A 14,371-nucleotide genomic window follows, 5' to 3' on the forward strand; every position below is an offset into this window, starting at 1 on the left:
AGAGAATGAGCGAATCGATCGGTCCAACCGCCCGGCACTCCGCGCCGGCTGGGCAGGCGGCAGCCGGCCGGCCCCTGCTGGAGCTACGTGACCTCGACACCGACATCGCGCTGCGCCGGGGCACGGTACACGCCCTCGACGCCATCAGTCTCGACGTCGCGCCCGGGCAGACCCTCGGCGTGGTGGGCGAGTCCGGCAGCGGCAAGACGATGACCGCGCTGTCGATCATGGGACTACTTCCGCCCGGCGGTCGCGTCGCCGGTGGACAGATTCTGTTCGAGGGACGGGATCTGCGATCGTTGCCCACCGATGAGGTGCGCCGGATCCGAGGTGTCCGGATGGGCATGGTCTTCCAGGACCCGCTCACCTCGCTCAACCCCACCATCCGCATCGGCGCCCAGGTGGCCGAACCGCTGCGCGTACACAAGCGGGTCGGCAGGGCGGAGGCCAGGGACCGGGCCATCGAGATCCTACGCCGGGTCGGGATGCCGCGGCCGGAACGGATCGTCGACAACTATCCGCACGAACTGTCCGGCGGTATGCGGCAACGGGTCGCCATCGCCATGGCCCTGGTCTGCTCACCAAGCCTGCTGATCGCCGACGAACCGACCACCGCACTCGACGTCACCACCCAGCGGCAGATCCTCGAACTCATCGACGACCTTCGGGAAGAGTTCGGGATGGCCGTCATCCTGGTCACCCACGACCTCGGGGTGATCGCCGGTCGAGCGGACCGGGTAGCCGTCATGTACGCCGGACGGGTCGTGGAGACCGCGGCTACCGAGCAGCTGTTCCACGCACCCCGACACCGCTACACCGAGGCCCTGATGCGGGCGCTACCCGAGTCGGCCCTCCGGGACAGCGGCGGACACGAACGACTGATCAGCATCCCGGGACTGCCACCGGACCTGTCCGGTCCCCTGACCGGATGCCGGTTCGCCGCCCGGTGTTCGTATGTCCGCGACGACTGCCGGACCACCGACCCGTCCCTGATCCCGGGCACCCATCAGCACGCGTGTCTGCACCCGGTACCCACGCCCGCCGGGGCAGTCACCGGGCCGGTCCCGGCACAGGTCGCACCGGCGGCGGTCCCGGCACGGGTCGAACCGGCGGCGGAGCCGGCACGGGTCGAACCGGCGGCGGAGCCGGCACGGGTCGAACCGGCGGCGGGGCCGGTCACCGCGGCGCCGGCCGACGTCGCGGAGCTGCCTGTCCTGTCGGTGCGGAACCTGGTCAAGAACTACCCGGTGCACGGCCGTGGGCTGCTGCGCCGGGCAGCCGGGCAGGTCAGCGCGGTGGCCGACGTCTCCTTCGAGGTCAGGCCCGGGGAAACCTTCGGGCTCGTCGGTGAGTCCGGCTGCGGCAAGTCCACCGTGGGACGGCTCTCCGTCGGCCTGGAACGACCCTCCGCCGGACAGATCGCGTTGGACGGTACGGATCTCACCGACCTCACCGGCCGGGAACGACGCCGGATGCACCGACAGGTCCAACTCATGTTCCAGGACAGCTACGCCGCGATGAACCCCCGGATGCGGGTTGACGCCATCCTCGCCGAACCACTCGAGATCCAGAAGGTGGGTGACAGTTCGGCACGGCAGGCCCGGATCGCCACTCTCCTCGACCAGGTGGGGTTGTCCCGGCGCGCGCTGGAACGCTACCCCCACGAGTTCTCCGGCGGTCAGCTGCAGCGGATCGGACTGGCCCGGTCGCTGGCGTTGCACCCCCGGCTGATCGTCGGCGACGAGCCGGTGAGCGCGCTGGACGTGTCGATCCAGGCGCAGGTGCTCAACCTGATGCGGGACCTGCAGCGCGAACTCGGTCTGGCGTACATCTTCATCAGCCATGATCTGTCGGTGGTCGACTATATGGCAGACCGGATCGGGGTGATGTACCTCGGCAAGCTCGTCGAGATCGGGCCCGCCCGGGAAGTGGTGCGGGCTGCCCGGCACCCGTACACGCAGGCACTTGTCGACGCGGTCCCGTCCATCACGCCGGATCGGGCGGCCACTCGCGACGGCACGACCATCCGGGGCGAGCTTCCCAGCGCCCTCGACCCACCCACCGGGTGCCGGTTCCGTACGCGCTGCCCCCGCGCGGCGGACATCTGCACGACGGAGCCCCCGCTGGCCGGCGGCCTGCACCAGGTGGCCTGCCACCTGCCGCTACGACCGGAGCCGACCGGCACGCCCACCCAGGTCCAGGCCGTCAGATGACCACGGTGGAAATCTGCGTCAGTGATGTGCCGACCGCACTGGTGGCCGAGGCGGCCGGGGCCGACCGGCTGGAGCTCTGCGCCGACCTCGGCCAGGGTGGCACCACGCCGAGCCTGGGGACGGTTGAGGTCGCCCTGCGTACGCTGCGTGCGGCCGATCTACGCGTCATGATCAGGCCCCGGGGCGGTGACTTCCGGGTGAGCGAGATCGAGCAGCAGGTCATGCTCGCCGACATCGCGGCCCTCCGCGCCCTGCCCAACCCACACGGGATCACGGTCGGGGTGGTGATCGGGGCGCTCACCCCGAACGACAACCTCGACCTGGTCGTGCTGCGGGACCTGATCGAGGCGGCGGGGCCGTTGCCGGTGACCGTACACAAGGCATTCGACGAGGTCGACGACCAGCTCGCCGCGATCGACGAGGTCATCGACCTCGGGGCGGACGCCGTGCTCACCTCGGGCGCGGCGGCCACCGCGCTGACCGGTGCCGCCCGGATCGCCGCACTGCGGCAGCGGGCCGGCGATCGGCTTCGGGTGATCGCCGCCGGTGGTATCCGCTCGCACAACGTCCGGCAGGTGCTCGCCGAAACCGGGGTACGGGAGGTGCACCTACGCGCGCCCGTCAGGCGCGACGGGCGCGAGGCGACCGACGGCGATGAAGTGAGCCGCCTCGTCACCGCCGTACGCGGTTAGCGGATGCGCTGATCGCCCGGTCCACTCATAGCCGTCGCTGACCAGCGTCGAGGACCGTGTAGCCACAGGTCGCCGTGTGGAGGGGCGGCACAGTCCACCTCGGCCAGAATCCGCCGGAACCGGGCGGTGGGCCGGTAGAGTGATTCCGCAGGCATACTTTTTCCAGACTATTCCTTACCGACCGCCGGGGAGGGCAGTAGCTATTATCGAATTCCAGATAAAAACGAGCCGGAATCCGATGCGCGAGGCAGAGCACCAAGCGGACCCGGACGCTGCTAATTTCGGCGAGGTATTCACGGATAGCATGATCACGCTGCGCTGGGATGAGAAACGCGGGTGGCATGACGGCCGGCTCGAGGAATACCAGGACATTGCGCTGCCGCCTGCGGCCCTGGTGTTTCACTATGGGCAGGAAATCTTCGAGGGAATGAAGGCCTACCGGCAGCGGGATGGATCGATAGCGCTGTTCCGGCCGGAGTGCAACGCCGCCCGGTTCAATGCGTCGGCCCGGCGGCTCGCGATGCCGGAACTGCCGGTCGAGACCTTCGTGCGCGCCGTCGAGCTGCTCGTCAAGCAGGACCGGCGCTGGGTACCGGGCGGTGACGACAACAGCCTTTACCTGCGCCCGTTCATGATCGCGACGCAACCGACGCTGGAGTTCACGCTTCCCGCGCGCAGCTACCTGTTCTGCGTGATCGCGAGTCCGGCGCCGGCGTATTTCAGTACGGAAACCGGCCCGTCAGCCCTGAGCGTGTGGCTGTCCGAGGAGTACACGCGTGCCGCGCCCGGCGGTACCGGAGCCGCCAAGGCGGGCGGCAACTACGCCGGAGCCTTCCTCGGCCAGCGCGAGGCCATGGACCAGGGCTGCGACCAGGTTGTCTGGTTGGACGCGGCCGAGCACACCTGGGTCGAGGAGATGAGCGGGATGAACCTCTGCTTCGTCCGGCAGTCGCGGGACGGAGGTGCTCCGACGCTCATGACGCCCGCACTGACCGGCACGCTGCTGCCCGGGGTGACGCGGGACTCGCTACTCACTCTGGCCCGCAGGCTCGGTCTCGGCTGCGAGGAGGGGCGCATCTCGGCGGAGCAGTGGCGCGAGCAGTGCGAGGCGGGTTTGATTACTGAGGTTTTCGCATGTGGTACCGCGGCGGTCATCGTGCCGGTCGGACGTGCGCGAGGGGTCAGCGGCGGCTGGACGATCGGCGACGGCCGTCCCGGTCCGGTCACCATGCGGCTGCGTGCGGAACTGCTCGGCATCCAGCACGGCCGCATCCCGGACGAGTCGCGCTGGCTGCACCACGTGTGTTGATCACAGCCCACACCCAACTCCGGCTGACCCAACCCCTCGCCGCAGGCCTACGCCACCCCGCACGGGTTGAAGAACAAACTGGGCGCAGCTCGGGTGCCTTCCGACGTTACGATTCGGCGAAGGGCCCGCTCCCACCGGGTTACGGCAGGAACGGGCCCTTTCGAGCTCAACGTGAGCGGGCCGTTATCCGGCGCAGCCGGGCACGTTGACGCAATTGTTTGGTCGATTCTTGACGACGACCGTACCGGTGGCCGGGTTCAGGTTCACCGTACCGAACGCGTTGAGGATGCCCCCGCCGTTACCGGTGGCGATATTCTTGACAATCTTCGTGTTGAACAAGTTGACGGTGGCCATCCCGCCTGGTCCGATGTTGAAAATCCCACCCCCCGATACGCTCTGGTTGGCCGTGATGAGGGTGTCTCGGACAACGATGGTGGAGTCGAAGGCAAGGGCCGAGTTGACGATCCCGCCACCGTTCGCGCCCGGCGCGACGTTACCCGCGATCTTGCTGTCTTCGACGGTGACCGCAGGTGTTTCGGTGAGGGCCTGGATACTGAGACCGCCACCCTGAAGGGCTGCGGTGTTGTCGGTGGCGGTGACCCGCCGCACGGTCAACATTCCCCCTTCGGCGAAGACCCCACCACCGTTACTGCCGGTGTTGTTGGTGATGGTGGAGTCGGTGAGGGTGACGGTCGCGTTGAAGCTACCGACTCCTCCGCCGGCGTCACCGGTGCGATTGCCGCTGATGGTGCTGCCGGTCACGAAGGTCGTGCTACCAGCTGAACCGCCGATACCGCCGCCGGAGCCGGCAGCGTTGTTGACCGTGTTCGCGGTGACGGAGGTCTTTTCGACGGTGAGCAGACCGTCATTGTCGATTCCTCCACCCGTGCTCTCCGCGATGTTACGACCGATCGTGGAGTGCTTGGTGGTGGTGACGCCGTCGTTGGCGATGCCACCGCCCCTACTGCTGGCGATATTGCGGGTGACGGCGCTCTTCTTGACGGTCAACGCTCCACCGGTGTTGACGAGCACTCCCCCACCGTCACCGTCGGCCTGCCCGCCGGTGACTTCCAGGTGATTGAGGGTGAGGTCACCACCGGCATCGACGGCGAAAATGCGAAACTCTTCAACGGCGGCGGCACGGGTGATGGTGGTGTGTTTACCGCCGTTCAGGGTGATGGGGGTGGTGATCGCGGGCAGGCCGGCACCGTCGATGTTGGTCGTGAGGGTGTAGGTGCACTTCTCGGCGAGGTCGAGCACGGCACCGCCGCGAGCGTTGGCGAGGGTGATCGCGGCGATCAGCTTGTCCGCATCACAAGGCACCGGGATCCCCTCGGGTTTCTCCGCCTTCCGCCCCTTGTCGGACTTGCCCTTGTCGGACTTACCCTTGCCGGGCTCGTCCCCGCTACGACGGTCGTCGGCGGCGGGTTGCTCGTTGGCGGAGGCGAGGGGACGTCCGGCCGCGTCAGCGGCCGGGGCGGCGACACCGACCGTGGTGAGAGCCAGTCCGGTCACCCCGGCCAGCCCCACAGTCCACCGCCACCGCGCCCTCGCACGCCCCCGGTCGGGGCGCACCGGTTCGGGTCCGGGTGTGTGGTCCTGATGGTTCATCGCAATCCTGGTGTCCTTCCCCCGTGAACGGCGAGAAGCTTCGCCGCCCGGGGGCAGACCGTGGCGGCGCTCCTCGGCTACCAGAAGGCGGTAGCAACCACCCACGAGCAAAACGGACTCAAAATCCTAAACCACCTATAATGCGAGTAATGCCCACCAAAGGGATCTCGACTCCCGTCAGGGCTGTGGGGACGCACCGGGGCTGAGGGGCACGACAGCCGCCACGGCCACGGCCGACGCCGCCCGGAGTCAGCCCGAACGCCCGCCATCGGCGGCCTCGACGAGTTCCGGCCCGCCGGCGCTGCCCGGGGTCGATCCCTACCGGCTGACGGCAGGAATCGACCCCTCCACGCCCGACGCGGTCACCCCTAGCCGGCGCAGCCCGGCACGTTGACGCAGTTGTTTGGTCGATTCTTGATCACGATGGTGCCGGTGGCCGGGTTCAGATTCACCACACCGGGCGGTAGGTTGAAGATGCCACCGCCAGTTTGAACGGCAATGTTCTTGGTGACCTTCGTGTTGACAAGGGTGACCACCCCATCGAGGCCCTGGCTCGCCAGGTTGAATATTCCGCCACCAATTGCTGCCTGGTTATCCGTGATGTGGGTGTTCCGGACGTAAACCGTGGAGGGTTGGTTGAGGGCGGCGTTGACGATACCTCCACCGTTCTGGATGTTGGCGACGTTATGCGCGATCTTACTGTCCGCAATGGTGCCCACGGTTGCCGCGTTGAGGCCTTGGAAAACCAGGCCGCCGCCCTGATTGACGGATGTGTTGTGGGTGACCGCAACGTGGCGGAGGGTCAGGCTGCCACCCTGAACGAAGGCCGCACCGCCATTGCTGGCGCGGTTGTCGGTGATGGCGGAGTCGGTCACGGTGACGTTCGCACTCAAGCCGCCGGTTCCGCCGCCGGCGCCAATGGTGGTGTTACCGCTGATGGTGCTACGGGTCACGGATGTGGTGCTGCCGGGTAAGCTGCCGACACCGCCGCCGATTCCGTTTACAGCGTTTGCCGCATTCGCGGTGACGTTGGATTTCTCGATGGTGAGTAGACCGACGTTGCCGACTCCTCCGGCGGAGGTCGCCGCGGTGTTGCGACTGACTGTGGAGTGGTTGATGGCGGTGGTGCCGTTGTTGGCGATGCCACCGCTGCTGCCGGTGCCGTCGCTACCAGCGATGTTTCGGGTGACGGTGCTGTGGTTGGTGGTCAACGCTGCGCCAGTGTTGACGAAGATGCCGCCGCCGTTGTCGATGGTTTGTCCGCCGGTGATAGTGAGGTGGTTGAGGGTGAGATCGCCGCCGACGTTGACGGTGAGGATCCTGAACTGCGCAACGGCGGCGGCACGGGTGATGGTGGTGTGTTTGCCGCCGTTCAGGGTGATGGGGGCGGTAATCGCGGGCAGACCGGCACCGTCGATGTTGGCGGTGAGGGTATAGGTGCACTTCTCGGCGAGGTCGAGCACGGCACCGCCACGGGCGTTGGCGAGGGTGATCGCGGCGATCAGCTTGTCCGCGTCGCACGGGACCGGTACGGGCTTCGGCTTCATCTCATTCTTACCCTTGCCCGGGTCGGACCCTCCCCCGCTGCGACGGTCCTCGGTGGAGGAGGAGGGCTCGTCGGCGGAGGTGAGCCAAGGTCCGGCAATGCCGACGACCGAAGCGGCGACACTTGTGGCGATGAGCGCCAGGCCGGTCAGGCCGGCTAGCCCGACAGCCCACCATCGCCGCCGTGACCTCGGTCGGAGTTCGGCGAGGTGGCCCGGTTCGCGCCGGCGGGAGTGGTCCTGGTCTTGATGGTTCATCCTGCTCTCGGTGTCCTTCCCCCGTGAACGGTGAGGAACCGCAGCCCACGTGGGTAGACGGATGGGATTCCCCGACTTCCGGGCAGCGGTGGCAACCAACCGAGCTAAGCCGACCCCAGGGGCCAAATTCGGACATAAGGCTACATACGCCCCATAAGGTACCTTCAGTACCTGCGACGCGGCCGTTGCTCTACTCACCCGAGCAGCACGGCCAGCTCCGGAGCGAAGGCTGGGTCCACCGGAAACACCGGCCGCACCACATTCCGGCGCCCGTCGGGCGCGACGGGCGCGAGGCCACCGACGGCGATGAGGTGAGCCGCCTCCTCACCGCCGCCCGCGGTCAACGGATGCGCTGATCGCCCGGTCCAGCTCATAGAGGTTGTCGATGATGGCATCGGCGTGGGCCAGCTCCGCCGGAGCGTGGGTGGTGGCGATCGCCACGACCAGGGCACCGGCCGCTTTGCCGGCGGCGACTCCGGCGGGGGAATCCTCCACGACAACGCAGGACGCGGCGGCAACATCGAGTTGCCGGGCGGCCAGCAGATACCCCTCGGGATCGGGCTTGCCGTGGCGGACATCCTCCGCCGCTACGAAGACCGGTGGAGTTCGCAGACCGGCACCGCGCATCCGGGCGGTCATGAGACGACGGGACCCGGACGTGACGACGGCCCACCTGCCATCGGTGATCTTGGTCAGCGCGGCGGTGGCGCCGGGGATCGGGCGCACCAACTCGGCGTACGAGAGCTCGAGGTCGGCCAGGTCCCGCAGGACCGACGCGACCGCCTCGGGCGGAAAGAACTCCGGCACCACATCCTCGTCACGCCGGCCGTGGCAGACCCGCAGGATGGCGTCCGCATCGACGCCGTAACGAGCGGCGACCGTACGCCAGCTAGTGGTAACCGCCTCGGTCGAATCCACAAGGGTGCCGTCGATGTCGAAGAGGACCGACCAATCCATGGTTCACCTGGCCTTCGCGTTTCGCCACCTGGCAGTCTCGGCGGCGGTGCTCAACGCACGAGGGTCGGGGCGGCGAGCGCGTCCAGCCCGCGCCCGGCCACACAGCGGTACGTCCGCTCCGCCTCCCCGGGTGGCAGCACCTCCAGTTTCCACCCCTCGGTGTGGGTGAGGCCGGCGGCGAGCTTGAAGGTGGTCTCGTTGCACACCCGACGAACCGTCGGGTCGACGCTGATGTCGGGGTAGCGGACCCCGGGTGCCGCCCCGGACAGCTCGCCCTCGGCGTAGCTCTCCCAGGTGTGTTCCCCCGAGCAGGGCACCTGCTTGGCGGGGGTCCGCGACCCGCTGCCCCAGATCGGACCGAAACACTCCAGCTCGTCTCCGCACCGGGCCCCGGAGGGTAGCTCCACGGCTTGGGCGCAGGCGGGCCGGAGGGTGGGATCGGCGGTTCGGCCCACGCTCGAGGTCGGTCGCGACACACCCAGGCCGCCGTCCAGCCCGACCCGATCCAGCCCGACCCGATCCAGTCCAACACCGACCAGCCCGACGCCGGCCGCGAGGAGCGCGACCACTCCCGCGCCGCCGAGGAACCAGGGCCGCCGACGCCGGGCCGCGGCGGGAAGGGTCGGGTGCGCGTCCTCGGCCGGCGCGCGTGGTGCCGGGTAGGTCGGCCGGCCGTCCGCGGCCACTCCGGAATGCCCGCTCGGGGCCGTCCCGGGGTGTCCGCCAGCGGCCGGCTCGGCCGGGGCGCTGGCGGCGGTCCCGCCAACCGGCAGCGCGGCCAGCAGGTCCCGCAGCTCGGCGGCGGACGGTCGCGCCGCCGGGTCGTTCGACATGCCACCCCGCAGGATGTCGACCAGTTCCTCCGGCACCCCGGGCAGGCCGGGTACCGGCTGCTGGAACATCTCCAGCACCGTGACCAGGCTGGGGTTGCGCTCGGACCGCCAACGCGGCGGCCGACCGTGCATCACCGCGTAGAGGGTGGCGCAGAGAGCGTAGACATCCACTGCCGGCGATGGTGGGCTGTGGTTGAACATCTCCGGCGGCGCGTACGCCGGGGTGAGCACCTCCAGGGCGACGGTGGCGTCCCGCAACTCGGCAACGACGGCCAGCCCGAAGTCGGCCAGCACCGCCGGGTTGAAGTGGGAGTGGAGGATGTTGGCCGGCTTGATGTCGCGGTGCAGCACCCCGGCCGCGTGGGAGTGCGCGATCGCATCGGCGATCTTGACTCCGAGGTCGCGAGCCTCCACCGGGCCGAGCGGCGAGGTACGCATCCGTTCGGCGAACGACCCGTCGCAGAGCTCCATGATCAGGTATGGGTGCTGGTCCACGGTGACGCCGACATCGAAGAGGTCGACCACGTGCGGGTGTGAGGACATCCGACCGGCCGCCCGTGCCTCGCGGAGGAACCGGGCCTGGTCCCGCTCGCTGTCCAGCGTGCGGTTCTCTACCTTGACCGCCACCTCGCGGTCCACCGAGATCTGGGTGGCTTTGTAGATCGTCGCGTAACCGCCCCGGGCAAAAACCCGCAGATCGGTCAGCCCGGGCACAAGGGGCGTCGGTAGCGCGCCAGGCGAGGTCTCGGTCACGGCTTGAAAATACCGAACCAGGCGGGCTCGTCAGCGAACCGCGTCAGCGGTGGACGCCGGACCCGCCGGGTCGGCCGACGACGAGACGGCGCCGTCCGGTGCCGCAGCACCCGGACCGCGGCGATCCCACCACAGACCCACAGCGGTCGCCAACGCGCCCAGCCCCTCCCAGGCGGCCACCCCGAAGAACCGGCCCGGAGCGGTGTCCACCAGCACCAGGACGGTGAAAACGGTGAACGTCAGGAGTCGGAACCCGACCGTGAACCGGTAGAAGGCCCGCCACTCAGTCGCCGAGGCGAGCAGGTAGTAGACCCCCATGTTGAACGACGCCATCGAGGACGCCGTCAGGAAGGTAACGGTATAGTCACCCAACGCCCGGGACTCCAGCACCTCGAAGCCCAGCAGCCGCAGCATCACCTCCGGCCAGATCAGCCCAACCGCGCCCACCAGCAACGCGAGCAGGCCGAATACCGTGACTGTCCAGCCGGCAGCGGAACGCGGCAACTTCATCAGACCCCTTCCGTCCGGCACGCCCACATCCCCGGGTCGTGCGCGCCCCCACGCTATCGACCATCCACCCTGTCCCGCATCACCGGAATTACCAAAATCTGCCACCGGCGGCCGGATCAATCGTCCGCTGTCAACCGGCTGAGGAGGTCGTCCGCGACCCGCCGCTCGCTCCGCTGCTCGGTGGCGTACGCCAGGCGTACCGCCTCCTGGGCGCTGGCCCGCGCCGCCACCGACCCGCCGGTGGCGGCGAACGCCCTCGCCAACACGGCGGCGGTGATCACCTGACTGCGCACATCCTCCGCCGGGACGGAACGGGCCCGCCGCGCCCAGTCCAGCGCCTGCTCGGCCTGCCCGTGGGCGAGCAGGGCGGAGGCGTACTGGGCCAGCGTCAGGCGACGGGAGAAGAGCAACGCCGGGGTGGTCTGCGCGGCGGTCGCCACCGGGGCGAGCAGGCCGACCGCGGCGCCGGGATCGCCGGCCGTCAGCCGGGCGGTGGCCAGCAGCACCCGCGGCGCCACCTGCGCCGGCGCCCACGGGTTGTACGGCTCGACGGCGGCCAGCACCGCCTGCGCCTCCCGCTCGGCCCGGTCGTGGTCGCCCGAGTCCAACGCCACGAACCCCCGCAGCGTGCCAGCCATGCCGGTCAACAGTGGATGCGAGGTACGGCGGGCGTACCCCATCGCGTCGGTGAGCAGATCCGCGGCGTGCTCCGGCTCGCCCAGGCCGCGCGCGACGGCCCCGCGCACCACCAGCGCGAAGCCCCGCCCCCACTCGTCGGCGGCGGCGTCAAAGTCCCGGTACGCCCGCCGGGCCGCCCGGTCGGCCTCAGCCAGATCACCCAGCTCGGCGGCGGCGAACGCCTCCACCGCCCGCAGGGTGCCGACCGCCCACTGCTCGCCGACCCGCTCGCCGAACGGCAGGAACGCCCGGGCGAGGCGGCCGGCCTCGTGCAGCCGGCCAGCGAGCAGCCGGGCGAAGGCGGTGGTGCCCCGCAGCCAGGCCCGCCCGTACGGATCCTTCAGCTCGGCGAACAACCGCGCGGCTCGACCGAGCACCGCGTCCGTACCGGCGAAGTCGCCCCGGGTGGTGGTCACCCAGGCCAGGTTCTGCAACGACCACGCCTGCCCACGGCGGTCCTGCACGGCGAGACTGGTCTGGTACGACGCCGCGAGCCGGCTACTCGCCTGCCCGAGCCGGCCGGCGATGAAGTCGGCCATCCCGAGCTGCCGCATCGCCGCCGCACGCAGCGTCGGCAACTCGTGGGCGGAGGCGACCTGCAACGCCTCCTGCCAGGAGCTCACCGCCCGGTCCGGGTCGCCCATCGTCTGCTGCGCCTGCCCGGCCAGGAGCAGCGCACTCGCCTGGGTGGCCGCCTCGTCCCCGGCGTTGGCGGCGATCTTCTCCGCGTTCGCGAGCGCGTCGGCCGCCTTGCCGATCTGGAGCAGCGCCCGCGCGTGCACCACCCGGTCGGCCGCCGGGACCCCATCCGGAGCCAGCTCGCTGGCGCGTTCGGCGTACTCCACCGCCAGCAGCGGCTCTCCGACGTACATCGACCGGCGGGCGGCGTGGCCCAACGCGGCGACCCCGACCGGGACCACGGCCCGCGCCGGTGCGTCCGGCCGCAGACCGACCGCGTCGGCGAGCGCGGTCGCCCGCTCCACGTGCCCGGCCACGAAGTCGTCCCGGGCGGCCTCGGTGAAACCACCGGAGGCGGGGGTACCGGTCGGTGGGTCGGCCGCCGCCCAACGGGCGAGGACCGCGTGCCGTTCGGCCAGCTCGGCCTTGCTGACGCCGGCGTAGGCCGCCTCCCGCATCAGCGGGGTGGCGAACGTGTGGCCGGACCACGCGCGGTGCAACATCCGGCGTTGCAGCAACTCCTCGACCGCGCGTTCCAGCTCCACGGCGGCCACCGCCGCCGGCCAGCCGTCCCGACCGCTCCGCTGCTCCCGCAACGCCTCCAGCGCACCCGCCGGTACGGTGTCGCCGACCACCGCCGCGTCCCGCAGCACCGAACGGGCGTCCGCCGGCAGTGCGTCGATTCGCGCGGCGAGCACGGCCGCGAGGTCACGGGAGAGCAGTTGGCTGCCGAGCGAGCCCGGCGCGAGCTGCCAGTCCTCGTCGGTACCGGCGGTCAGCGCGCCCCGCTCCATCAGCAGGGTGACCAGCTCGGCCAGGTAGAACGGGTTGCCCTGCGCGGTGGCGAGCAGGCGATCGGCGTCGACCTGCGGCAACCGGCCGTCACTGAGGTAGCTGGTGAGCAGCCGCGCGGCGTCCGCACCACGCAGCGGCGGCAGCGCATGGACCTCGGCGTCGGCCACCCGGGTCAGGGCACCCGCCGTGCGGACCAGCTCCGGCCGGCCCAACAGCAGCACCAGCACCGGGCCGACGAGCCGGGACAGGGTTTCGCCGAGCGCCTGGGTGCTCTCGGTGGTCGCGTCGTGCAGATCGTCGACCACGACCACCAGCGGCTCCTCCGCGGCGAGGGCGCTGAGCAGGTCAGCGACGGCGTTCGGCACCGCGTCGCCGTCGGCGGACTGACTCGCCGAGCGCCACTCGCCCTGGTCGGTGGGGCCGCTGGGCAGCTCCGCGTACCCGAGCAGGGCCAGCAGCTGCTCGGTGGCGACCGGCGCGGAATCGCCACCGGCCCGGCCGAGGCGCTGGCCGAGTCGACGCAGTCGCTCCTCGACCGCCGGTCGGGTGAGCGCGGTGGCCGAGTCGGTGGGCAGGCCGACCGCGGCACGGACCAGGTCCGCCAGGGGAGCGAGCCGGCGCCGTTCACCGAACGCGACGCAGCGCACGGAGAGCACCCGCGCACCGGTGTACGCCGCGAACCGGCCGGCGCCCACGTCGTAGCCGGCGGCGAGCCGCTCCACCTCGGCGGCGAAGCGGGACTTGCCGATGCCGGCCTCGGCGGTCATCAGCAGCACCCGGGGCTCACCGCGGTCAACCACCTCGGCGAGCCGGCCCGCCACCCGCCCGATCTCGGTCTCCCGGCCGACGAAGGGCGCCTCGTCCCCCAACCCGGACCGGGTGCCCGTGGCGTCCAGCAGGCCCAGCAGCTCGTACGCCGCGACCGGCTCGCGCTTACCCTTCAGCCGCAGCGGGCGCAGCGACCGCCAGGAGGCGATGTGCCGGGTGGCGGCGGCGGTCCGGTCCCCCGCGTAGACCGCGCCGACCGCCGCCGCGTCGGCGAGTCGGGCGGCCGTGTTGACCGTGTCTCCGATGACCGTGTACTCCAGGGCCGCCTGAATCCCGGCGATCACGCCCCCCGTGTTGAGCCCGACCCGCAGCCCCAGTGGCCCGCCACCACCACGTTCGTCGTCGAGGACCCGGCGCACCGCCCGCTGCATCGACAGCGCCGCCCGAACGGCCCGCTCGGCGTCGTCCTCGTGCGCCACCGGCGCACCGAAGACCGCCATGATGCCGTCCCCGGTCAGCTTGTCGACGTGCCCGCCGAAGGTCTTGACCGCACCGGCCAGCGCCGCGAGCACCCGGTCGGTGACGGCACCGACCCGTTCCGGGTCGAGATCCTCCGACCAGGAGGTGAAGTCGGACAGGTCACCGAAGAGCACGGTGACCACGCGGCGTTCGGTGGCGGGCAGCGTCGCCGCAGCCGGCAGCGCGGCGCCGCAATTGTGGCAGAACCGGGCACCGGGTACCGCGACGGTTCCGCACACCGGGCAGGTCACGT

9 protein-coding genes and 1 pseudogene are annotated in these 14,371 nt (G+C 70.4%); 4 read left to right on the forward strand and 6 right to left on the reverse strand.

Features of this window, described 5'->3' with window-relative positions; genetic code table 11:
* The first annotated feature begins 5 nt into the window (after positions 1-5).
* From H0524_RS19855 to H0524_RS19865, 3 genes are all read left to right on the forward strand, one after another.
* The gene (locus H0524_RS19855) at positions 6-2,213 is read left to right on the forward strand and encodes an ABC transporter ATP-binding protein (RefSeq protein ID WP_180199991.1); all 2,208 of its coding nucleotides are present in this window, start codon (positions 6-8) and stop codon (positions 2,211-2,213) included.
* Positions 2,210-2,905: a copper homeostasis protein CutC gene (locus H0524_RS19860; protein ID WP_180199992.1), complete on the forward strand. Its 696-nt coding sequence runs from the start codon at positions 2,210-2,212 to the stop codon at positions 2,903-2,905. The genes H0524_RS19855 and H0524_RS19860 overlap by 4 nt, the downstream gene beginning before the upstream one ends.
* Positions 2,906-3,107: 202 nt before the next feature.
* A complete protein-coding gene (locus H0524_RS19865) occupies positions 3,108-4,214 on the forward strand; it encodes a branched-chain amino acid aminotransferase (RefSeq protein ID WP_309225170.1) in 1,107 nt (368 codons plus the stop codon).
* A gap of 183 nt (positions 4,215-4,397) precedes the next feature.
* Here the strand turns inward: H0524_RS19865 and H0524_RS19870 are convergent, their stop codons facing one another.
* Both H0524_RS19870 and H0524_RS19875 read right to left on the reverse strand, forming a co-directional pair.
* Positions 4,398-5,825 carry a right-handed parallel beta-helix repeat-containing protein gene (locus H0524_RS19870; protein ID WP_180199993.1) on the reverse strand — a complete coding sequence of 476 codons (1,428 nt, stop codon included), beginning with the start codon at positions 5,823-5,825 and terminating at the stop codon, positions 4,398-4,400.
* Positions 5,826-6,193: 368 nt separating this feature from the next.
* Positions 6,194-7,627: a right-handed parallel beta-helix repeat-containing protein gene (locus tag H0524_RS19875; RefSeq protein WP_180200027.1), complete on the reverse strand. Its 1,434-nt coding sequence runs from the start codon at positions 7,625-7,627 to the stop codon at positions 6,194-6,196.
* 248 nt (positions 7,628-7,875) lie between these two features.
* Between H0524_RS19875 and H0524_RS19880 the strand changes: the two are divergent.
* Positions 7,876-7,983 (forward strand): annotated as a pseudogene (locus tag H0524_RS19880) (copper homeostasis protein CutC); the annotation flags it as partial.
* On the opposite strand, the gene H0524_RS19885 reads toward H0524_RS19880, so the two are convergent.
* From H0524_RS19885 to H0524_RS19900, 4 genes are all read right to left on the reverse strand, one after another.
* Positions 7,952-8,584: an HAD-IA family hydrolase gene (locus H0524_RS19885; protein WP_180199994.1), complete on the reverse strand. Its 633-nt coding sequence runs from the start codon at positions 8,582-8,584 to the stop codon at positions 7,952-7,954. The pseudogene H0524_RS19880 and the gene H0524_RS19885 overlap by 32 nt on opposite strands.
* A gap of 50 nt (positions 8,585-8,634) precedes the next feature.
* Positions 8,635-10,131, reverse strand: a complete 1,497-nt coding sequence (locus H0524_RS19890) for a protein kinase (protein WP_180200028.1) — start codon at positions 10,129-10,131, stop codon at positions 8,635-8,637.
* A gap of 69 nt (positions 10,132-10,200) precedes the next feature.
* Positions 10,201-10,680: a hypothetical protein gene (locus tag H0524_RS19895; RefSeq protein ID WP_180199995.1), complete on the reverse strand. Its 480-nt coding sequence runs from the start codon at positions 10,678-10,680 to the stop codon at positions 10,201-10,203.
* A 116-nt stretch (positions 10,681-10,796) separates the two neighbouring features.
* Positions 10,797-14,369 carry an adenylate/guanylate cyclase domain-containing protein gene (locus tag H0524_RS19900; protein ID WP_180199996.1) on the reverse strand — a complete coding sequence of 1,191 codons (3,573 nt, stop codon included), beginning with the start codon at positions 14,367-14,369 and terminating at the stop codon, positions 10,797-10,799.
* Positions 14,370-14,371 lie beyond the last annotated feature (2 nt).

The sequence above is a fragment of the Salinispora sp. H7-4 genome (assembly GCF_013416675.1).
Classification (GTDB): domain Bacteria; phylum Actinomycetota; class Actinomycetes; order Mycobacteriales; family Micromonosporaceae; genus Micromonospora; species Micromonospora vitiensis.